The sequence below is a fragment of the Verrucomicrobiia bacterium genome (genome assembly GCA_035629175.1).
Taxonomy (GTDB): Bacteria; Verrucomicrobiota; Verrucomicrobiia; order Limisphaerales; family DASXHY01; genus DASXHY01.
In genome coordinates this window covers 92,899-116,009 of the sequence record DASPIL010000076.1, presented here as the reverse complement: position 1 = coordinate 116,009, position 23,111 = coordinate 92,899, and the positions used below count along the sequence as shown (strand labels likewise).

Below are 23,111 nucleotides of genomic sequence, written 5' to 3'. Positions count from 1 at the left end.
ATGCTTCCATAATGCAAATGGATGATTTTGCCCGAGAACACGCGCCAACGAAGGATCCTCCAGCGAAAACCCTCAGCGACTGTCGAAATGACAGCCTATTGAAGGTACTTGAGCACTGCCTCCGTGCGTGAACGCACGTGGAGCTTTTCGTAGATGTGTTGAAGATGAGTGCGCACAGTGTTGACGCTGACCGACGTGCGATCAGCGATCTCCTTGGTCGAATAACCCTTCGCCAGCTCCTGCAGGATTTCCTCCTCGCGCTGCGACAACTTCTCAACACGCGGCGGATCCTGCGGAGTTTCGTCGCGAAACGATTGAACGACACGGCGCGCAATCTGGCTGCTCATCGGGGCTCCTCCCTGCTTCACTTCCTGGATGGCGCGCAGAATGTCCGCCGGGTCTGCGCGCTTCAGAAGGTAACCGCTTGCCCCTGCCTTCAGCGCACCAAACACGCGCTCGCTATCTTCGTACACCGTTAGAATCAGAATCTGCACGGAGGGACACACATCCTTCAAACGCCGTGTACACGCCACACCAGACATGTTGGGCAGATGGATATCCATGAGCACCACATCGGGCGCAAGCTTGGGAATGGCGGGCAGCGCTTCCTCCGCCGAACCGAACGCGCCGACACATCGGTGTCCCGGCGCCTCATCCACGTAACGCGAGAGCGTGTTGCGGAATTCGCGGTTGTCTTCAACTATGGCAATGCGGGTCATCAGTACTCAATCAACGGTCGAGGTTAACTGCCCCGTTTCCGTTGCCGTTGGCAATCGTGGGATTCGCGGCGACGGTCTGCAGGAGGGGCAGGGACATGCGACAAACCGTGCCGGAATTCTCGCGACTTTCACAGGCGAAATGGCCTCCCGCGGATTCCATTCGCTGCCGCATATTGCGCAAACCTTCGCCGGCATCCACAGCAGCGAGGCCCTGGATTCCCTGCCCATTATCCTCAACCGAAATTTCCAGGACATTGTCCCGGCAGCGAAGCTTGAACCACGCCTCCGTCGCCTTCGAATGTTTGGCCACATTATTTAATGCCTCGCGCACGGCCAGATAAACATTGTGCCGCACCTCGGTCGTCAACGAAAGGGGCGGCAGCGATTCCTCCACGTCCAGCCGGCATCGGATTGGCGTGGTGGCAAACAACTCAACGGCAACATGGCAGAGATAACTGGCGAGGTTTGCCAGCGAGTCATTTGCCGGATTGATGGCCCACACAATCTCATCGAGCGAAGCGACCAGCTGCCGGGATTTTTCCGAGACCTGCTCGAGCCGCGAACGAGTTCCACTCGGCACTGCCACATCGCGGCTTTCGATGGCGCTCAAAAACCGAATCTGCGTCAGCGCTGCGCCCAGATCGTCGTGCAGGTCGCGAGCAATCCGGGATCGTTCCTCCTCAAGCGCCCGCTGCTTTTCCGTTCGTTCGCGTTTGTGAATCTCGCTGGCGAGTTGCGCGGTGCGCTCCTCAACTTTTCGGTGCAGCTGGGTGATCCAGACCGACGCCGCTGCCAGGACAAAAGCCATTCCCCCGACGACTGTGAGCGCGCGCTGCACTGTCCACCACGAAGGCCGGGAGCGCACGAGAACATCCGCGGGCGAACGCGTGAGGACGCGCACCGCGCCGACGCTGCGTCCGAGTTCCGCATAAGGCACGGGATCCATTTGCCAGATGCCCGTGATTTCCAGGCCCGACCCGGCCGCGAGATTCTGGAGTTCGCCGAAGCCAGCGGGCATGAATGCCTGGACTGTCCGCCCATGCGAAACCAATTCCAGCACCACCTGCTCGCCTCGCACCTGCTGCCCCACGAGGGAACCCTGAAGGCGAACGAGCATGGCATCCAATTTCCAGTCGACGAAACTCGTGTCAGAGATCTCGCGGATTGCCACATCACCCCGGGAACCGACACGCCGCACCAGAGCTTCCGTCAGCACCGGCGAATAGCCGTGGGAATCCTGGAAGCCAACGACTTCAACAAGGTCGCCGGGCATGAATCGTTTTGTGCGACCCTGCGCGGCAGGTGTGCTGGGGGTCCGCCAGAAGGACCATTGCGATCGGCCGAATTTGGAGTCGAGAGCCACCTCCTGTTTGAAAATCGCCATTGCAGCCCCGGTTTCGTCCTGCAGGAACAGCCGCTGGCCGTCCTGGAACGTGAGCACACCCGCGACGCGCACGCGATGCGCATGCGTCCCTGCGCCGCCCGCCTTCAGGAGATTGCGAACGGGTTGAACGGGCTGCGAGAATGGCGGATCAGGATTTCGTTCCACATCCAGGTATTCCAACGAAGGGATCAGCACATGCACACCGCGCATTCGACCCCAATCGTCCAGCGCTGCAACTGCCACTCCACGGATTCGGACCGATGCGTCCACCAGCTGATTAACCAACGGCGCCGCCGCGGCACCCAGGCTGGCCGTTACCTGCCGGCCATCGCAGTTCGTCAGCAAATGCGCCCCGTCCGTCGCCCGCACAACGCCCTGCATTTCCACCCAGACAGAGTCTTCGCGGCCGCTGGCAAGCGATTCCCAATGCGGTTGTTCAGGGTTGGGCAGGCGGCCGGGGCCAAGGACTGTGACCCGATCTGCCGAGATAATCGGCGTCGACGCATCGCTCAATCCGAGCCAGCCAACCACCTCCACATACTGTCCGAGTTCGCGCAATCGCCGGCTGTCTTCCGGTTTGAAAGCCACCTGAATTCCGCCCGTGTCATCCTGGACAAATGCTCCAATCAAACCCGTGATCACCCCCCGAACGGTTACATGCGGGCGTGAGGCAAGGACCTGCTGGCTCAATGCGCGGATCTCGCCGATGCGCGTAATGCCTGGCAGAGGCTGACGACGCGGTTTTGTAATGACACTCGATGAACGAGCCGACGCTTCCTCATTTTCAAGCGGTGCAATCGCCTCGGGACCTGCGGCCCACAACGAGGACGCCACCCACCTTCCCGTCACATCGAATCCGGCGCGAACAATTCCGCGGGCGCGGATCGAAATCCCCGGCTGCAACGATGGATCAAATATCGCAGTGCGGCGCAGCCGAATTGGCAGCTGTCGTTCCCCGTCGGCAATCTCCAGGAAGACAATTCCGTTGTTGTCCTGAACCCGCTGGATCTCGCCTTCCACTTCCGCCCAGATGAAATTCTCACCCTCTTCCAGCGGCTCCTCGAGAATCACCTTGCGGGGGCCTTTTGGAATCGCCGTGTCCGCCACCTGCACGCGGCACTGGGTGACACTGGGTTCTCCCTCCACGACCGCGGTGATCGCGTCGATCGTGACACGTTGCGCAGGGCGGCAGGCAAGCAGTTCAGGCGGCGCGGGAATTTCCAGTGCGCCGGTGTTGTCGAGCAGCTCAACGAATCCAGAACGCGTGCTTTCGCCCGCATATACGACGGCCAAACGCGCGACATACCCTTCGCTGGCGCGCCCCCGCAGCGCAACCAGCTGCGCGATGTTTGTCACAGTGATTCCCACGGGCCGAACGTACTGCCACTGCACCCAGGACGCGCACGTTGTACGATTTGCGGGTCGATCGAGCCATTTCGTTTCGACTTGCCCGTCGAACAGTTGGGCCACGCTTTCCAGCGGCGGGTTGTCGCCCTGCGCGCTGATTACGTCGGCGAGGATCGGCATGGAACTTCCGTTGTCGTCTTCTCCGATGAGTTCGAGCTCCGCCAGTTGAACCGAATTCGCGGCCTTGGGTTCGCGCACCCGATCAATCTGCAAACGGTAGAGGTTGAAGGCATTTGTGTTTGCGATGCTGAAGACCCGGCGCTGATGTCGTTCGGAAAAACCTTCACCCGCGCGCACGTCAAGAGTCGCCCAGGTTCTGCCGCCATCATTTGATGCAAGGAGCCGCCAATCCTGAGGATCGCGCTGCAGGAAGTCGTTCGCCGACGTCAGTGCGTATTGCCGAACCACCTTGCGCACGGGGGTTTCGGTCCGGACAAGAACTTCCGCTGAATACAGATTCGAAACGCCAGCGCTGAAGACCAGCAGCAGGAATGTAAACTTGAGGTACATACAGTGCGGCACGCTACAGAGAATAGCGAAGGCTGGAACGGGCCTGCAACGGCAAAGGATCACATCCTAGATCGCGCCGCCAAGCGAGCCGGTGTTGAAGGTGAGAAATGCAGGCGTCGCGGGCGCAAGGTGAACTTCAATGCGCGTCAATTCGAAATCCGCGGCGGCGGGGCGTGCCGAGAGGCCAGTCTAAACAGCAGCCCGCAAACTGGCCCTCGATGCTTCTCAAAATCACAGTCCTAATTTTTCCATCCCCGATGAACGGAATCGATACGAGCCGGATCCCACTTCGAATACAGCCTTCCCTGCTTCCATATTGATGAACTTTACTCCCGCAGATCCTGTCGCCGGCTTTCCTCCTTCCGTCACTCCTGCTGCATCACTTGCAGGGACATGCACTGAGGCCGTGCTGTTTGCAGGAATTGAAACCTCGAGCTCGAAGGCATCGCCCTCCCGTTTCCAGCGGCTGACAACGGGTCCGCGGATTGAAACGTATTTGGACTTCACCCAATTGAATCCTTGTGAGGGCTTCACCAATTCGGGGCGAATCACAATTCTGCCAAAACCGCCGTCGGCTGTGTCGATGCCTGCCACCTGAGTAAAAAGCCATTCGCTCACACACCCGAGCCAGTAGTGGTTGAACGAGTTCATTCCGGGATCCTGGAAGCCCTTGTCAGGCCTCCATCCATCCCAGCGTTCCCACATGGTGGTCGAGCCCCAGAGCACCTGTTGCAGCCATCCAGGATACGTACGGTTCAACACGAGTTGATATGCGAGCTCGGGATGTCCTGCCTTCTGCAGGGCAAACAGGATGAATGGCGTTCCAAGAAAACCTGTGGCGATGTGATTGTTCTCTTTTGCAAGGCTGCCAACGAACTGTTCAGCAACCCGCTTCTTCATATCTTCAGGCAAAAGATCAATCCCGAATGCCAGCGCATATAGCGTCTGGCCCGTTTCATTCCTGCTGTCGAGGATGCGGCCATCTGCCTTGACGAACTTTTTTACGAAAACGTCTCGAATGTCATTGGCGAGCTTCTCAAATTTCTCGGCATCAGCCTGCCGTCCAAGCGTGCGGGCGATCCGTGTCATCACCTGCACGCTGTAGGCGAAGTACGCCGTTCCAATGGCATCGGATTTTTGCGGGCCGGCAAGCCGCAGCCAGTCCCCGAACGAGCCTGTGTCGCGCACGAGATTGGTACTCGAATTGACCAGGTAATCCGTGTGCCGCACGAGTGCATCATAATGTTCCCGCAGGACCCGCATATCACCGTACATCTCGAACATGCGCCACACGCAGACGGGGCCTGCGTCGGTCCAGCCGGTATTGCCGAAGCCGACAACATTCAGGTGGGGTGCGACGTCGCCAAAGGCGCCATCCGCGCGCTGTGAATCTTCACAGAGATCGCGCAGCCATTTTGTGTAGAACGCAGGCGAGTCCAGATTGAGGCACGCGGTCTTCATGAACACCTGCGCGTCGCCCGTCCAGCCCGCGCGTTCGTCGCGTTGCGGGCAATCGGTCGGAACATCCAGGAAGTTGCCGCGCTGACCCCAGATTGAATTCAGCACAAGCTTGTTCACCAGCGGTTCCGAACATTCAAACCAGCCGGTCCGACGCAAATCAGAATGCACCACCACGCCTGTCACGTCGGATATCTCCGGGCGGTAATCAATTCCCGTAATTTCAACGTATTGAAATCCGTGAAAGGTAAAGATGGGATCGAATTCGCGGGGCCCTTTCCCGGAAAGAATATAAGTGTCGGTCGAAGCAGCCGAACGCAGGTTGGCCGTGTACAGCGTTCCATCCGGATTCAACATCTCAGCGTGCCGGACGACCACCTTTTGCCCTTCCTTCCCATGCAGGCGGACGCGGGCCCAACCCACAAGGTTCTGGCCAAAGTCAATGACGTACACCCCCGGTCGCGGTTCGCTTACTGCCCTGGCACGGATTTCCTGCGTGCGCCGCATCGGTTCGCCGGGATGCGCCATCACGTTCACCTTTACGGCTGAATCCACTGTTGCCGGCTGCCAACCCTCCGCGGCAAATCCGCGGCGGTTCCACCCGTTGAATTCTGCGCGCGCATCGTAGACGCAGCCCATCAACAGATCCGCTTCGCGAATCGGGCCAACAGCTCCCTGCCACGTCTCATCGGTGCCAATGATCTCCCGGGTTCCATCGCGATACTCCAGTTGCAACTGCACAAGCAAACGCGGATCGCTGCCGTAATAATTGCGCCGGCCTATGAAGGCCAGATAGCTGGCGTACCAGCCGTCGCCGAGAATCGCCCCCATCACGTTCTCGCCGCGCGCGATTTGCTCAGTGACATCGTAGCCGAGGTAGTGAACCCGCTTCGAAAAATCGGTCCAACCCGGCGACAGCACATCGTTCCCGAGGGGTTTTCCGTTCAAGTGCAATTCATAAACGCCCAGCGCGGATGCAAAAACGATCGCACGGGAAAGTGGCTTCGTGACGGCAAATGGCTTGCGAAAAAACGGAGCCGGGTACATCGCGTTACGCTCCAGCCGGCCCCACTGCGAATCCCCATAAACCGCGACCTCGGAGGCGGACTGCCATCCCGGGCCGGCAAAACTTGCCCCAATCCAATCCGCCGCAGCGACATTGCTGCTCTGCCATGTTCCGTCGATCGCAATCGTTTGTGTGGCGCCATTGGCAAACACAATCGCGAGCTTGCCAATCAAGCCCGCGGGATTGTTTCCGAAATTTTCGGCTTCAATCGCGAGGACATTCTGGCCGGGTTTGAGGTGAGACGACACATCGCGGCTGGCGAGCTGTTTCCAGTTCCGATGTTCCGATCCCACTGCGTTTCCGTTGACGAACAGTTGAAATCGATCATCCGCAGTGAGGACGAATGTCGCTGCCTTAACCGCGCCCTGATGCAGGTCAAACGTATTGCGAAACCAAGCCTTGCCTGAAGGTTGATCGCCGGGTCGGGTGCCGTGCAGCCATATCCATGAACAGCCTTCAAGATCCAGCAGGCGATGAAGGACCGCTGCGCTGTCGTTTGGATTTGCAGTGCGTTCCAGTCCTATCCAGCGGGCCTGCCAATCACCGGCATTGAACAGCCCAGCGGTCCAGCGGGCGGGTTTGCTCCACGGGGACACTGCTCCCGATTGATCCCACACACGGACCTTCCAAAAACAGGTCTCGCCGCTGCCAAGGCGCTTCCCGCCATACACGACCTGGATGGAGTTATCGGATTCCACGCGCCCGGTCTGCCACAGGTCACCGCGGTCCCGCTTCAGCTGATCCTCGCTCGTCGCAACGAGGATTTCATACGCGGTTTGCCGCACGCCGCGCTTGTTGGATTCAAGAACCCAGGCGAGTCGCGGCTCGTGGGTATCGATTCCAATCGGGTTCTCGCGGTATTCGCATCGCAGGCCTGCAACCGACAACGACGCGGCCATCGCAGTGCCAGCGGTCAGAAACAAAATCAACAGCATCAGTTTACGCATAAGCTTTTCGTTTGTTGTATCCCCTTTGAGTCATCGGGGCGCCGCGTTACGGCCTGACGAGGCGAAATAGAACCCAGCCTTCATCGATCGCGAGCGGCAGAATAAGCTGGTTTGTCGCACTCGATTGGAAGACATCGTACCAATGAGATCCCAGGCCCGCTCCCAACGCATTTGTCTGCACCTGCAGCCGCCAGCCAATGTGTTCTGCCGGCCACGACAATGTCAGCGCCGCGGCCGACACGCGCATTTGTATGTTCGTCGGAGTCGTCGCCATGGTTTGCACAACAGCGATCGTTCCGTTTACGCCGAGCAAATTCGTCCATGCCAAGCCAGGGCGCAGTGCGGGAAGGTCGAGCGCAGGAACTCCGGTGATGGGCACATTGAACAGCAGAAAGGTGTCACCGGGTTCCAGCTCAGGGCCGAGGTTCGCGACGCTGATCGGGCCGGAAGCCGAAATGGATCCACTGAGTGAAACCATCTGATCGGCATTCGGCGCGTTGGTCCGATTCAACTCCAACAGGGCCGTCCCGCTCATGTTGATGTTGCTGTGAACCGTCAGGGTTCCGATGGCATCGCCAGGCCGCACAATCGCTCCCGACGAAACCGTCAGGCGGCCGACGACGGTGCCGCTGCCCCGCAACGTTTTGCCCGTGCCGATGGTGAGCATCTGATCCGCGCGCCCGGCTACGTCGAGCACCGCCCCGTTCGAAATCACCACGACGGAACTGCTGGCGATGGCTCCGAGATTTGCAAGCGCCAGCGTTCCCTCACCAATGAACGTTGGTCCCACATAGGCGTTTGGACGGGTTAAGGTCAGCATGCCCATTCCGAACTTGCGAACCCCGCCACCTCCATTGCCGAGAGCTTGCGCGACAACGATGTTGAATCCGGAAGTGTCGAACGTAACGCCGTTCACACCGACAGTCGCCGTCGTCAGGTTGGTGATGAACGCGGAGCTGTTGACGCCAGGCTTCAGCGTGATGCCATTCAAGAGCAGCGTGCTCGTGCCCGCACCGCCAGAGATTGCCGGCCCTGCAGTCGTGATGGTCAGGGTGCCTCCATTGAGATTCAACGTTCCCGATGAATTCGCAGTCGCACCGAGAAGAATGGCAGCGCTGTTGTCCGTCGAAGTGATCGCGCTGGTTGCGTCGAGGTTGCCAATCGTCAGCGTTCCTGTCGCCTTGCCTGCGCCACTGCCGCTGATGAACCGGCCAATCGTGACCAGAATGCCGGACCCCGCAATGTCGAGGTGATTCGATGGATTGCTGCTGATGGTGAGCAATCCATTTTCGTTGCCGCTGCTGCCGTTGCTGAGGAATCCGAGTTCGATGCGACGCAGATACGCCTTCAGAATGCCTGCGGCCGCATTGAAGTTGCCCGTGTACGTGCCACTTCCACCACCCGCCGAAACACCCAGGCGCAAGCTCGTGCGATCACTGCTGGTGCCGGCCTGCAACAAGGAACCCGCGCCGAGTGTGAACGACGCGCTCGCCTTGCTGCCGCCTATCGTGAGGTTCGGAGTGTTGACGATCGTGACGCCGTTCGGGGCGGTCGTGACGGATTGGACGAGCGTGTTGAAGGCATTGTCCATGTCACCCACCACAATGGATTCCGCAGCTCTCAGCACGCTGTTCGTTCCGAGCTTCAAACCGCCGTTGATGGCCGGGCTTCCTCCCGCGGCAGTCGTTGTCCCGACGGCGATTGTATCCACATCCACAGCAAAGTGTTTGGTGTGGATGACATCCAGCAACCCAATCATGGAACTTTCCGCCACGGGTCCGGAAGCGACGCCGAGCGAACCCGCGCCGTGGCCGACAACCACCGATGACGCATTGCTGATGATGAGCGTGCCGCTCGTCACATTCAGCCCGCCGCCGAAAACATTGCTCGCGCCACCCAACGTCATGAGGCCTGAACCGGTCTTGTTGAGCGCGATGGTTCCATCACCCATGGTGTGATCCGTGATGACGCCTGTAAAAAGTCCGCCTGTTGCATTGCTCGCGCCGATTGTGAGAACTGCGTTGCCACCGCCGTTGTTCAGAATCCAGCCTCCAGGCCCGATCAGATGGTTAACCGCAGCGTTGCGGCCGTTGAGATCCAGCGTGCCGAAACCGCGATCCGCGTTGTTGCTGAAGACCAATGAACTCGCGCCGGATCCGAGCGTGCCTGATTCCGACAACCGGAGCGTGTTCGCCGCATTCAAGACAGTGAGGCCGCTGTAGGCGTTTGCACCAGCCAGCACCACGGTCCCACCCGTGATGCCGCTCGGGCCATCCACGATCAATGGGCCATTGCCGGTGATCACGGACGCGACCGTCAGGGTGCTGGACTGCGGCTCGAATGTACCACCGCCATCCCCCAAGTTGATGTAGCCCGATAAAGTCTGTGGGCGATTCGCCCAATCGCTGACGATTCCATTGGCAAGAAAAAGACCCGCGCCCGGGGATTGCCCGATCGTTGTCACGCTGCCGTTCGACGTGCCCTTGAGCCGCAATGCGCCGCCATTCGTCACGACTAAAGCGCCACCCTGAAACGTCACGCTGGAATTTGTTTCAGGCGTGCGAAGGCTCAATCCGCCGCCGACCAGATATAAATTGGTTGCTGCGGGCTGCAATCCATCCGACCAGTTCAATCCGTTGTCAAAGCTCGACATCCCCGCAGAGTCGGATGCAGTCAGCGTCACGGTCTCGGGGTCGATCCAGACAAAATCGAACGTTGCAGTTGAAACGCCGAAATCCCGCCCCACCGTTTCCACTTCAATCGCCGTGACCGCTTCATTATTTCGGCGCGTGAGTGCCGGCAGGTAAACGACGTTGTTTGGCGTCGCCCAAAGCCAGCTGCGCGAGTTGTCCGGATTGCGGCGGTAGATATTGTAGTAATAAACGGGATCGATCGCGTGGTCCCACTTCAACCGCAACGCGTAGTTGGTCCAGCCCAAATTGTATTGGCGGTCAATCGCGATATTCGAAACCGTCGCGGGCGTGGTGACTGCGCCGTCAAAGACAGCGAGCTGCCCGATCTTCATTGAATAATTCGGCACCGAAACCGCCGCGCCGAACCGCAGCGACAACACTGCGATCCTGCGTGCCGCATGGGCGCCGAGACTCACTTGCGCCAGGTTCCAGCCTGTGTTCGTCGTCGCAGGCACAGGGAAAAACTCGTGCGTCTCAGGACTATCCTCGAACGCGACGCCCAGTTCCATTCGACTCGCCCCGATGCTGCCCGCCTTGTACGCCACACGCAGCTGCGTATCGACTGACACCGGCAGGCTCGCCTGGTACAGCAGGACGTGGTTCGTGGCGCTCAGCGTGCCATTGAAGCGCAAGACCGTTCCGCCGTGATAGGCATCACTCCAATCGAGCGTCGGCGTCAGCTTCGCGCCACTGCTGCGAATCAGCCATCGCCATGTCGGCAGGATGTCCTGCAGGCTGAGATTGTTCCATGGGCCGCTCATCACGGATTCTCCATTTACCACGAAGTTGGTTCCCACTCCGGTGTTGAAGCTGGTGACGAAAGGCAGGGATGTGACTGGCGAATTCGCGGGTATGTAATGCGCAATGCCCTTCCAGGATTCGGCGCTGGACGTATTGGAAGGATCGCCATTGGGACCGATCCAATAGCGGTTGTCGCGCGCCTGGAAATCGGCAAATCCGGATGACGCATTGAAGGTCCACTCGGGGCGATAGATCCCGAGGGACAGCCGATGCGGCTGGCCTTCGGGAAAAAGATTGTTCCAGTCGATTCCGCTGGTGTGATAGCCGCCGCCTTCCGTGTCGATGCCGGCGTAGATGTCGTAAGGATTCAGCCCAAGGCTCAGCGCATGTGTCCGCGAATTCGGTATCCGTGTTGAATCCCCCCAATTTGAGCCCCACCAGAAATTGAGGAACATCTCATGAGAAACCGGGCTCGCGCCCCATTTCATATACCAGTCGTTTTGTGAATTGAGCTGGTTCTGCCAGGAGATATGCCCCGCTTCAACCATGGAATCGTACCATTGGATTGTGAGTTCAGGCGCCTTCGCGCGGAAGTACAGGATGAAGTCGCGCATGGCATTCGCGATTGCCGCGTTTCCATTCTCGGTTTCCTGATTGATGAACCAGCCCTGCAGCCCAAGGTAGCGGGCCGCCTCGATCATTTTGTCCGCAACGGGAAAGTTCGTTCCATTCTTCTGCAGGAACTGATTCACGTATTGGATGTTTCCTCCGTACACGTAAGGAGCCAGGAAGACCGTGCCTGTCACGGGCACGCCATTCCGATGCGCCGCGTCGACAATGTGCGCAGGCGGGGTATAGATGACACCGCCCCAGCCGACGAGCGAATGCATGTATTGCCAGTAATTGACTGCGTAGAAGTTTGTGGTGCGCGAACCCTGCGATGAAACAACCGGGGTGGAATTAAATGCCACGAGCGGCATCACCCGCGCTTCATTGATGCGGGCGTGCGGATTGAAGTTCAGCGCGGGATTGGAAATGCGCGGCGCGAGCGGAACTGAACTGCGGTTGTAGGCCGCGTCAGGATCGGTGCCCGGGCTCCAGTTCAGGATGTCCGCAGGCATCCATCGTTTGGCCACGGGTTCCCCAAGCATTTGCGCGCTTGCATTGAAACCAACGACGGTGATTGCGACGACGACCCCGAGCGCCCGGGCGCGGGGGCGGATTCCCACTAACTTCGAAACCCGCATCGCTCAGTTTCCGTTCACCGGTTTTACCTCGACCAATCCGACGTCAACAAATTGCCCGCCCATTTGAGAACGACAATGCACGGCAATGACATTGCGTCCGGGTTTGAACATTCCGCGGCTGCCGGGCGACAACGGCACCGATTCGTAATTGCGCATGAACCCGTTGGAACGGAAAATTCGCTTTCCATTCGCGTAGACCTCCACGTCGTCGTCGTGGTGCAACCACAGCTGAAGGTGCCGCAACTGGCTGGCCGTGAGATTCACCTCGCGCCGCATCCATATCGACGGCGTGTTCCAGGTGGTTCCCACAATAGCTCCAGGCGTATTCGTGGTGCCAAACCCGCTGCGCCCCTGCAGCCAGCCAGCATCGCTGAATCCTGTCGTGAACCAATCAGCGGCGGGTGCGTTGGTCGTGAAACGCCAGACCGCCGCGGCTGAATCGGCAGCGGGAACGATGACAGATGTCCGGGTCATAACCGGCGGGGAGTATAGTTTGCGCGCAGCTTCCGCGATCACCTTCGCGTCCATCTTAACAACTTCACGGTCGTAGGTGAGGAGCCCGTTCACTTCACCTTCCACGTCCGTCGTCTGCGTGTAGACTGCCGCCGCCAATCCCCGTTCGCCCGTGAGCGGATGCAGTTTCTCCAGCAGTCGCAGGTAAGCACTCGTGAGTTCGTCGGTGTCGGCGTAATTCACGTAACCCCAGTTCTGCTCATCCTGCCACGTGTGCCCTTTGATCGGCAGCCCAAGGCCGCCGAATTCGCCCAATACAACGGCGCGTTTATCCTCGCGGGGCGGCGCAGCGGGGCCGGGATAATTGTGCCAGTCGAATACATCTCCAACACCACGGTCGGCCCAGCCCGAAACGCTGTTGACCAGCCGTGTGGGATCGAGCCGCTTTACCATCGCTGCAATGCGGGCGGTGTCGAACTGCCCCCATCCCTCATTGAACGGAACCCACATCACAATGCTGGGGTGGTTCTGGAATCCTTCGATCATCCGACGCAGTTCCGTTTCAAACTGGGCGGCCGACTCGGGAGTGCGCTGAATGTCAGGTTCGTCTGACCGGATATGAGCTTCGCCGCTCGGCATGTCCTGCCACACGAGCAATCCGAGCTTGTCGCACCAGTAGTACCAGCGCGCGGGTTCCACCTTCACGTGCTTGCGAGCCATGTTGAAGCCGAGGCGCTTGGTAATTTCAATGTCGAACCGGAGCGCTTCATCCGTCGGCGCAGTATAAAGCCCGTCAGGCCAGAAGCCCTGGTCCAGCGTGCCGTATTGGAACAGCGGCTTGTTGTTGAGGAACAACCGAACGATGCCGTATTCGTCGCGGCCCAGCGCTATCTTGCGCATGCCGAAATAGCTGTCCACTTCGTCCACCCGCCGCCCATTCGCGTGAACGGTCAGCTTGACGTTGTAGAGAAACGGAGTGTCGGTCGACCAGAGTTTCGCCTTCGGCACCCTCAGCGTAAGCCTGCTTCCGGCCGTGCTGCCCTGTGCCACCCGGCGCCGTCCATCACGAATCGTAACCGCTACGCTTGCATCATTTGCTCCGGCCTTGTTGAAGTCGAACGTGACTGTCCCCTGGTCAATATCAGTAACGACCTTGAACGATTTCAAATGGGTTTCGGCGACGGGCTCAATCCAAACGGTCTGCCAGATCCCACTCGTCGGCACATACCAGATGCTGTTTGGATTCAGCGACTGCTTCCCGAGCGGTTGCTTGCCGCGATTCGTGGGATCGAAAACCGCAACGACTATCTCCTGCTCGCCGGAAGGGCGGAGGGCGTCCGTGATATCAAAGCTGAAACCGTCGTAACCACCGCGATGCGTGCCGAGTTCCTTGCCGTTCACGTAGACGACGGCCTCCCAGTCAACGGCCCCGAAGTGCAGCATCAAGCGATGTTGCTTCCATTTGCGCGGCAGGCTGAACGTGCGGCGATACCAGACGCGGTTGGTTTCGGTGACGCGGCGCATGACGCCGGACAGCGCGGATTCGACAGGGAACGGCACGAGAATCCTGCCGTCCCAGGCCGCGGGCCGCCCCGCGTCCTTGCCTGTGATCGCGTAATCCCAAAGCCCGTTCAGGTTTTGCCAATCATCGCGCACGAGCTGCGGGCGAGGGTATTCGCGGTGTGCGTTCCGAGGCGAAACGTCCTCCGCCCAGCGCGTCATCAGCCGTGCCTCCTTTGCAGACCACTCAGCCGCAGTGACTGTCGCGGCCATGAAGCTGATGGCCGTTGCACCCAGAACCAGTTGAATCCATTTACGCATAATAATTAAATCGGCCATGGCGCAGAACCGCGGCCGCGCCAGAACACACCAGAAAATCCCGGCCGCCTTACGGAAACACGAGGCGGAAGAAGGCGTTGTCACCAAATTGTTCCACAGGGACACCCATCGATGAATTGGTGACCGAACCCCGAACGTCGATCCATTCACCCGTCAAGCCGGTGACGGAATCGTTCGTCTGAACCTGCAAACGCCATCCGACGTGATCAGCTGGCCAGAAAACTGTCAGGCCGCCTTCAGCGGCGCTGAGCTGGACTGCGGTTGCATCGACCGCCGCGCTGGCTACGACTTGAACACTTCCATCGGTTGCAAGCCGGTCAACCCACATCAATCCTGGATTCAGTAACGGGAGGTTCACCGATGCAAACCCGCTCACCGGCTGGTTGAACAATCTGAAATAATTACCAGCTTCAAGCGTCTCGCCCGCGTTCACCACGGTAAGCGTGCCGCCGCCCTCGATCATGCCCGTGCCAGCCAGACAATCACTGTTCTGTTCAGTGGCGCGGCTCAGTTGCAAAAAGACCAATCCTTTGAGCGTCACGCCGCCCTGGATCGTCAGCGTTCCGATGCCGGGTCCCGGCTGAATCGTGGATCCGACGTTTGCGTGCAGCGATCCATTCACATTTCCGCCGCCCAAAAGACTTTGCCCATTGTGCAACGTCAGGGCCTGGTCGGCGCGTGACATGACGTCGAGCACCGCGTCAGCCGCAATCGAAATGCTGGCGGTGTTGCTCACCGAACCAATGCCGCTGAGCGCCAGCGTGCCAGCCTCAATCGTCGTCGGACCTGTGTAACTGCAGGGCATCGAAAACGTCAGCCGCGTGGCGTTTCTCTTCGTTACAGCTCCGCTGCCGCGAATGGTTCCAGAGAACGTTTGAATCAGGGGATTCGCAAAGATCAACGCAGCGTTGTTGGTCACCTCGCCGCCGATGCTTCCGTTGCGCGACAATCCGTCACCGAGCTGCAGGGTGCCGCCTGCGATCAACGTGCCGCCTGTAAATCCGCTGGTTCCCGCCAGCGTCATTGCGCCGCTGCCGACCTTGTGCAAAGCAAGCCGGCCTGCGCCGTTGTTGATGAGGCCATGGAAGACACTGCCGCCAAAGTTCCCCGTGCCAATGGTCAGGACGTTTGTGGTTCCCGCCTTGTTGTTAAGAATGGTACCTCCACCGCCCTGAAGCGTGCCAATCGAGAGATCCGTCCCATTAAGATTCAGGGTTCCGTAACCCCGGCCGGCATTGGTAAAGATCAAGGGGCTGCTTGGACTTCCCAGTGTGCCACCGTTCAATTGAACAATGTGCGGGGCTTCAATCGCCGTTCCGCCAGAATACGTATTCGAACCCGTGAGAGTGATGGTTCCGTTCACCGCGCTCGATGGATTCGCAACGAAACGCAGTCGGCCCGGCCCGCCAATCAAAGCCGTGATCGTGGTTGCGTTGCCCTGCGAGTCAATGCGTCCACCGCCCGGCCGGAGCGTGATCTTGCCGGCGAGCGTCGCGCTGTTGGCCGCCCAATTGCCAATCTCGCCGTTGTCAAGAATCAGGTCGGTGCCTATGGAAAGAACGCGTCCGCCGCTTGTGTTCTTTAAAGCGAGAACGCCGCCGTTTGAAAGAGTGAGGGAGCTGCCGAGGAAACTGTGATGCAGATTGTCGTGCGGCGTGCGGAGAACTCGCGCATCGGCAACGACATAATTCTTCTGCCAGCTGGGAGCCGCGCCATCGGACCAATTCAGGCCGCTGTTATAGCTGCTGCTGATGCCGCCGTCGCTCGCGGCGAGAAGAACGGCCGGGCCGCCGGGGTTCTGCGTCGGCGGAACGAGGTTGATGATCAGCACTGAGCCCCAGCATCCAAATGAATAGCGTGTGCCGGCCGGGGTTTGCTCGACCCACTTCGACCACGACAGGTTGTCCGACGCGCGGCGCACATTCCAAGCCGCGTTGGCGTTTTGTTGCAGCCAGGGCAGAAAGGTATCCTGAAGATTGCGATCGTTCATGAACTTGACCATCCATCGCACGAAGATGCCGTTGAAACCGCCCAGGTCGTTATGCTCGTCGTAGTTCGGGAGGAGGTTTGCAGTGCCCATGTTGTTGCGGGTGTAATTCGCCGCGACAAATGCGTCATTGGTGTAACCGAGATAATTCGCCGCACCAATGTAGGTGCCTTCGTTGTAGGTGATCGGTGTCTGATCCTTGGTTCCCGTGAAGTAGATGCTGTCGTAAACCTGGCCCGTGTTGGTGTTCACGAGATTGGACCGCAGCCAAAGATAAATCTCGCGGGCCCTGTTCAGGTAATTCGTGTCGTTGAAGTTCTGGTAGATCAGGTACGACGCGATGGCTGCCGGTCCATTGACGCACGCGTTTTTGGAGGTGTTGAGCGGTGATTTCCACCAAAGGCCGCCACCCAGGTCAGGGGACCATGCGCGCTGGTAACACTTGTCAAAGTTGAACTTGGCAACGTCGCGATACGTGGTGTTGCCGGTTTTCTGGTACGCTCGGGAACACGCAATGACCATCCAGATGATGTCATCGTTGAATTCGTTCCAAATCCAATCTGTGCCGTAGTCCGAGACGAAGCCGTTGTAAAGGCGCGCAAACTGAGCCAGGTACACGCTGTTCGTTGTGTGCTCGTAGAGGTCGATTAGCATTTCCATCTGGTTTGCGCGTCCCCAAAACCAGGTCGTGCCCCCCGCCGTGGTGTTGCGAAAATACGCCCGGTTCCCGCTCGAGGTGAAATAGAACGCGTTGCTGAACGAGTTCACCATGGTCTGCTGGTCCGCGGCGACAAAGCCGCGGGAAGTTCCCTGCCCGTTGAAGAAGGCCAACGCCGCCACAGCCACCGTCAAGACGGCGGACACGCGAAATCCCAGCGCACGAAGCGCATGCGCTTTTTCCTCCAGTGCGGAGGCCGCATCCCGGATCCACGCGCATTTCGATTTATTTCTCACATTCAAACTCACTTTCACCATGCGCGACTCCGGACACGAAACAGTTACTTCCTCATCGGCACAAGCCACGCCACATAACCGCCGTCGCGCCGCAAAGGCAGCGTCAGCTTGTCCTTACGGGTGACGACCCGTTCTGTTCGGACAAAGGCGTCGGCTCGGTCGGAATCGTCCGCAAGCTCAATCAATTTGAACTGGCCAGCCCCGAGAAAATCCAGCGCCACGACTTCCCGGCGGGGCATTTGCGCGTTGATGACGCCGATGAACCATTGCGCGCCCTGCCTGCGCGCGAGCGACGCAATTTGCCCAATCTCGCTGCCTGGCAGCACGATGGTCTCATCCCATACGGGCGGCAGCGCCTTGAGCACATCGACCGCGGCGCTGTTCAGGTAGTTCGTCGGGTTGTCCCCCAGGCAGAGATAAGGCGATGTGTATGCGATCGCCATCGCGAGCTCGTGCGCGAAGGAAGATCCATCCAGCCTGCGGGGATTGAGCAATGTGGGCGTATAATCTGCGTGTCCTTGAACGTACCGCAAAAACGGAAGCGTCGTGTCATGTGGCGAAGGATTCTTTCCCTGCTCTCGGCCGGAAATGCCTTCGCGCGTCATTTCGTTCGGCCACGTTCGCTCCCGCCCCGTCGGTTTTACGCAGCCGTGGAAGTCGATCATCAACTGGAACTTTGCAGCGTCGCGCAGCACGTCCTCATACCACTGCACCCAGACGTGATTCGCCGGTTCCATGAAATCAATCTTGAGGCCGGCAATGCCGAGATCTTTGGCGCGCTTGAAGTATTCAACGCGCTCCTCCGGCTTGAACACATATTTGGAATGCACCCACGCCCAGATGCCGACGTTTTGAGACTTTGCATAAACTGTCAGTTCCTGCAGCGCCTTCCACGCGTTGTCGCCGCCTCCGTTCCAATCGCGCCATCCGTCATCGACGAGGTAATATTCATAGCCCATGTCCCGCGTCCCATTGATCCACGTCTTCTGCTCAGCCAGCTTCGGACCTCCGCCCGTGAGCCAATGCCAGATGGAACGGCCGGGCTTGATCCATTCCGCGTGCGCCAATTCAGGTGCTGGAGGCGGACACAGGTTTCGAATCAGGTCACTGTTCACGAGCGCATTCAGGTCACGCGCGAGCAGCGTGACGCGCCACGGGGAAACGATTTCGCCAGTGTGATCCCAGCCATTAGGATCGTCGTGCAGCACCGCCTTGAAGCTGTTCGTGCCGCTGGCGTGCAACGCCATGTCGCTGTACCTGACGAGGTTCGCCTCAGTCATCATTCCGTAACCCGTGTTGCCGGCGAATTTCAAAGTCGCGGGCGCCATCAAGCGATGCCGGCTGGAGCTTTGCCCCACTATGTCGGGCACATAACGCGCCTCGTAAGATCGGTTGTCGGCGCTCTGATGCCAGAACATCGTGCCTTCGGGGATGCGCCATTCGGAGGCCTCGCCGTCGATGTGGCGCTTTCCCTCCCCTGGAACCTGATAACGATAAGCCACGCCATCGTTGTACGCGCGGAGTTCGAGTTGCCAGCGGGTTTTGCCTGAACCTCCGGCCAGCGGAATCGTCAACCAGCGGTAGTGGTTCAACGCGTTCGTATGCACGCCGCGCGTGACGTATCGCTCCCGCACTTCATCGGCTTCCGGCTTGCCAGCGGGTGAAACCTGCGCGCCAAGATCATCGCCATCGACCGTCACTCCGAGAGCGGAGGGTTGAACCACGGTTGAACCATGAAATTCAACGGCGTACTTCAACCGCGATCCGGTCTGCACCTGCACGTGCACTTTGCCGTCTGGACTCTTCAACCTGAAAGCTTCCGCATGCGCGAACAAAGGAACCATCAACGCAAGCGCGAGCACACCCGGCTTCCCCGTCCATTTCATCAACGATGTTCCAATGGAAGCCTGCGCTCCCGGCCATTCTACATTGACACTCATCATTTCAATTCAGCTCAGCAGATGCGGGCGTTCGTTAAAGGTTTTAAGGACGAATTCACCGAAGATCGTATTCGCCCACGCAAACCACGATCGTGTGAATTTCCTCGGATCGTCCTTGTGGAAAGCTTCATGCATGAAGCCTGTCCCTGCATGCGTGCGTTGCAGAGTCACCAAACATTCGCGGATCTCGTTTTCGTTCGTCGACGTCAGGCCTTCCATCACCACGCCAAGCGGCCAGATCATGTCGACTCCAACGTGCGGCCCGCCCAGGCCCTTCGCGGCTTTGCCAATGCAATAATAAGGATTGTCGGCCGACAGGAGCAGGCGCCGGGTGCTTTCGTAAATCGGATCCTCGCGTTTCACTGCGCCGAGGTACGGAAGGGACAAGAGGCTCGGAATGTTGCCGTCGTCCGTGCAGTAGTAATTTCCGTAAGCGTCCACTTCGAACGCATACACGCGGCCGGCCTTTGGGTGATTGACAATCGCGTGTTCGCGCAGCGCGGTCTCCACTTCATCGGCCAAGGCGCGGCATTCCCTCGCCAGGTCCTGGTCGTTCCGAATCGATTCCACCATCTCAGCCGCCTGGCGCATGCTGACAACGGCAAAGAAGTTGGATGGAACGAGGTAGGGAAAAATCGTGGCATCATCGCTCGGACGGAAGATGGAGTAGATGAGCCCCACAGGCTTCGCCGGGTTTCCATAGCCGCGGCCCGGAACTGTGTCCGTCGCAATTTCGGTGCGGCGCATGAAACGGTATGGCCCGTTGCCGTCCTTGCGCTGCTGTTCACGAAACGTTTGCAGCGTCAGCCGGACCGCCTGGTGCCATTCCGCGTCAAACGGCGCGGTGTCCTTCGACAATTTCCAGTACTCATGCCCCAGGCGAATCGGGTAGCAGAGCGAATCAATTTCCCATTTTCGTTCATGAACCCCAGGCTTCATGTCCGTAAGGTCGGTCTTCCACTCACCCTGCTTGTTGTCATCCTTGTAGAAGGCGTTGGCGTAAGGGTCCTTGAGGATGCATCGCGTCTGGCGGTTGATCACTCCGGCAATCAACTGCTGCAATGGCTTGTCCTCGCCCATCAACGGCAGATACGGCCAGACCTGGGCGGAGCTGTCGCGCAGCCACATGGCGTCGATGTCGCCTGTGATCACGTACGTGTCGGGACGGCCATTCACGACCTGGAAGTCGACCGTCGTGTCGAGCGTGTTGGGAAAGCAGTTCTCGAACATCCAGCCGAGTTCCTTGTTCCCCGCGTTCGATCGCACTTTTTCAATCACGCGTTCGACTGCCGCGCTCTTGAAATGCCTTTTGGAACGGGCAGGCCGGACAACCGGAAAAGCCATCGGCGCAGCCGAAAGCTGCGGGGCCACCACCGCGCCAGCCACCGCCAGCGCCGTATTTTGAATGAAATCTCGTCGCGTCATATGAAATGCAAATGGTTCGTTAACGTTGCTCTCGTGTGCAGCCGCAGGATTTCCGAATCCTGGATCAGGCTTCGTCCAGGGCGCGCAACGCAAAGGCGCACGCGCCCACCGCTATCGCCTGGCTGGTTCCCAGGCGGGATAAACCGACCCCGATTCGCGGCAATGAATCATACTTCAGGGTTGTCTTTGTTCCAGGAACCGTGACTTCGCGGACCTTGCCGCGCAGGAACTTGTTCCGATCGCCCGCGTTTTCCAGGTTGAACGCCCTCGATGCAAGCCGCGGAAACTTTGTTCCATCTGGCTTTGTATAGGTGCCGTTCAACTCATCCACGACCGCTGGCAGAAACAGCGGCGCAGCGCCGGAAATTCCGCCACCAATGACAGCCAGACCGTCAAGCAACGTGAGGGCCTGCGCAAGGCCATCGCCAACGACTTCGCCGAGCTGCCGGAAAGCTTCGCGGGCTGCCGCCTTGTCGCCCCTGGCGCGCCCCTGTCCGATCAGCGCAATATCCTTGGGTTCGGGGGCTTCAGCCGCCGTGATCCCTGCCTGTTCGGCATACACGCGCCGGACAGCCCGGATGCTTGCTCCTTCCTCGGCATTCATCTGCGGATTAAGCTTGTTGCGCAACAGCCACACTTCGCCGGCAATGGAGTTGTCGCCAACAAACAACTCGCCGTCCCGCACGATGCCGCCACCAAAGCCGGTGCCGAGTGTGATTCCCAGAAGATTGCGATATCGCTTGGGGCTGCCGGCTTTCTTCAGCAGGTCGTTGACGTAGGGAAGGAAGCCCGCGATGGCCTCGCCGTAAGCGAACAAATCCCCGTCGTTGTTGATGAACACCGGCACGCGAAACTTCTTCTTCAACATGGGCCCGAGTGCGATGCCGCCGCGGAAAGCGGGCAGATTGCCGAGGTCGCCAATGATTCCTGACGGATAGTCGGCGGGCCCGGGAAAGGCGAAACTGATCGCACTGGGAGCGGCGGGGCAGGCCGCCTTAACGCGGGTGAACCCTTCAACGATGCTGGCAAGGCAGCGGTCGAGGTTATCCGCACACGACGGGACGGTGATGGTGTCCGTGACAAAACGCCCCGCCCGCATCGCTGCGAAACGAAAGCTGGTGCCCCCTGCATCAAGCGTCATCACGACGCGCTGGTCTCTTTGGATACTCATGGTGTGATTGATAGTTCAGGCCGCCGCGGGCTTGCGTCCGCCGCGCATGGAGATGAGGAGCAGGTAGGCAAAGCAGATCGCCGGGACGATGAAGGCCATCGTTTTCATGCCGTTGTCGACCAGTTTGCTCATGACCAGAGGCACGATCGCGCCGCCCGATATGGCCATGCACATGAGGCCCGACAACTCGCTCCCGCGTTCGGGTTTCTCCTCGACGGTGATGGAGAAAAGCATCGGCCAGATATTCGCGAATCCAAAAGCGCCAAGCACGACCCCGGCAATCGCCAGGGCCTTCACGTTCGTGATGATCAGGATCAATCCGACCAGCCCGAGGAATGCCGAGAGGCGGAAGAACGCGCGCGGACTCACTTTGATGCTGCCAGCGATGAGACGGCCCACCGTGAGCAAGCCGAAGAACATCGTCGGCCCGAGCAGTGCCGCCTTTTTCTCGTCGAGTCCGAGTCCTTCGAGCGTAGGCTTGAGGAATGTGGCCATGCAGACTTCCGCGCCCACGTACACAAAGATTCCCAGCACGGCCAGCGCGAACGTGGGATTGCCCAGCAACGCGAGCGAACTGCCGATGCTTGGAGGTGTCGGCGCCTTGGTTTCGTCAACTTTCAACGTGGCGACTGCCACGAGTGCGATGGCCATCAAGACAAAGAACACCGGAAATACTCCGCGCCAGTTCATCGCAGCCAGAAATGCCACGCCCGTGATCAGCGCGGGAAGATAGGCCGACAGCGAGCTGCCGATTCCCTTGAAGCCCTGCGCGAGCGCCAGGTTGCGGCTGTAGTCACCTTGCGCGCTCACATCCCGCATGATGGGATTTCCGGCGACTTGCAAAAGCGTGGTTCCAACTCCCAGCACAAAGATGCACGCCAGCAAAACGGTGTACGTAGGATTCATGAAAGCGGGAATCCCGGCCGCGACGGTGTTCAACGCGAGGCCGAGCAAGAGCACCTTCTTCTTTCCAATGCGGGCTGCGAGCACCCCGCCAGGCACGCTGAAGATGGCAAACGCGATGAAGACAAAGAACGGCATCATCGTGGCCATGACGCGCGACAGGTCGTAGTTCTTCTTCACTGCGTCGGACAAGGGCCCCATGGCATCGGCGACGCCCATGAGGAGAAACGCGAGGAAGATCGGAAGCGTTCTAAGTTGCATAGTCAG

10 protein-coding genes are annotated in these 23,111 nt (G+C 59.2%); all 10 read right to left on the bottom strand.

Features of this window, described 5'->3' with window-relative positions:
• Positions 1 to 95: 95 nt before the first annotated feature.
• The 10 genes from VEH04_14060 to VEH04_14015 all read right to left on the bottom strand — a co-directional run bounded on the left by VEH04_14060 (position 96) and on the right by VEH04_14015 (position 23,105).
• Positions 96 to 719: a response regulator transcription factor gene (locus VEH04_14060; GenBank protein HYG23904.1), complete on the bottom strand. Its 624-nt coding sequence runs from the start codon at positions 717 to 719 to the stop codon at positions 96 to 98.
• 10 nt (positions 720 to 729) lie between these two features.
• Complete coding sequence (locus tag VEH04_14055) at positions 730 to 4,020, bottom strand: ATP-binding protein (protein HYG23903.1); 3,291 nt, start codon at positions 4,018 to 4,020, stop codon at positions 730 to 732.
• Positions 4,021 to 4,251: 231 nt separating this feature from the next.
• The gene (locus tag VEH04_14050; GenBank protein HYG23902.1) at positions 4,252 to 7,491 is read right to left on the bottom strand and encodes a family 78 glycoside hydrolase catalytic domain; all 3,240 of its coding nucleotides are present in this window, start codon (positions 7,489 to 7,491) and stop codon (positions 4,252 to 4,254) included.
• 46 nt (positions 7,492 to 7,537) lie between these two features.
• On the bottom strand, positions 7,538 to 12,172 hold the full coding sequence (locus VEH04_14045; GenBank protein HYG23901.1) for an autotransporter-associated beta strand repeat-containing protein: 4,635 nt from the start codon (positions 12,170 to 12,172) through the stop codon (positions 7,538 to 7,540).
• 3 nt (positions 12,173 to 12,175) lie between these two features.
• The gene (locus tag VEH04_14040) at positions 12,176 to 14,446 is read right to left on the bottom strand and encodes a glycoside hydrolase family 2 TIM barrel-domain containing protein (GenBank protein ID HYG23900.1); all 2,271 of its coding nucleotides are present in this window, start codon (positions 14,444 to 14,446) and stop codon (positions 12,176 to 12,178) included.
• Between the two features lie 67 nt (positions 14,447 to 14,513).
• The gene (locus tag VEH04_14035) at positions 14,514 to 17,405 is read right to left on the bottom strand and encodes a glycoside hydrolase family 76 protein (GenBank protein HYG23899.1); all 2,892 of its coding nucleotides are present in this window, start codon (positions 17,403 to 17,405) and stop codon (positions 14,514 to 14,516) included.
• A 44-nt stretch (positions 17,406 to 17,449) separates the two neighbouring features.
• Positions 17,450 to 19,348: a glycoside hydrolase family 97 catalytic domain-containing protein gene (locus VEH04_14030; protein HYG23898.1), complete on the bottom strand. Its 1,899-nt coding sequence runs from the start codon at positions 19,346 to 19,348 to the stop codon at positions 17,450 to 17,452.
• A 6-nt stretch (positions 19,349 to 19,354) separates the two neighbouring features.
• Positions 19,355 to 20,770 carry a glycoside hydrolase family 125 protein gene (locus VEH04_14025; protein HYG23897.1) on the bottom strand — a complete coding sequence of 472 codons (1,416 nt, stop codon included), beginning with the start codon at positions 20,768 to 20,770 and terminating at the stop codon, positions 19,355 to 19,357.
• Positions 20,771 to 20,834: 64 nt separating this feature from the next.
• The gene (locus VEH04_14020) at positions 20,835 to 21,941 is read right to left on the bottom strand and encodes an ROK family protein (GenBank protein HYG23896.1); all 1,107 of its coding nucleotides are present in this window, start codon (positions 21,939 to 21,941) and stop codon (positions 20,835 to 20,837) included.
• 15 nt (positions 21,942 to 21,956) lie between these two features.
• Positions 21,957 to 23,105, bottom strand: a complete 1,149-nt coding sequence (locus tag VEH04_14015; GenBank protein ID HYG23895.1) for an MFS transporter — start codon at positions 23,103 to 23,105, stop codon at positions 21,957 to 21,959.
• Positions 23,106 to 23,111 lie beyond the last annotated feature (6 nt).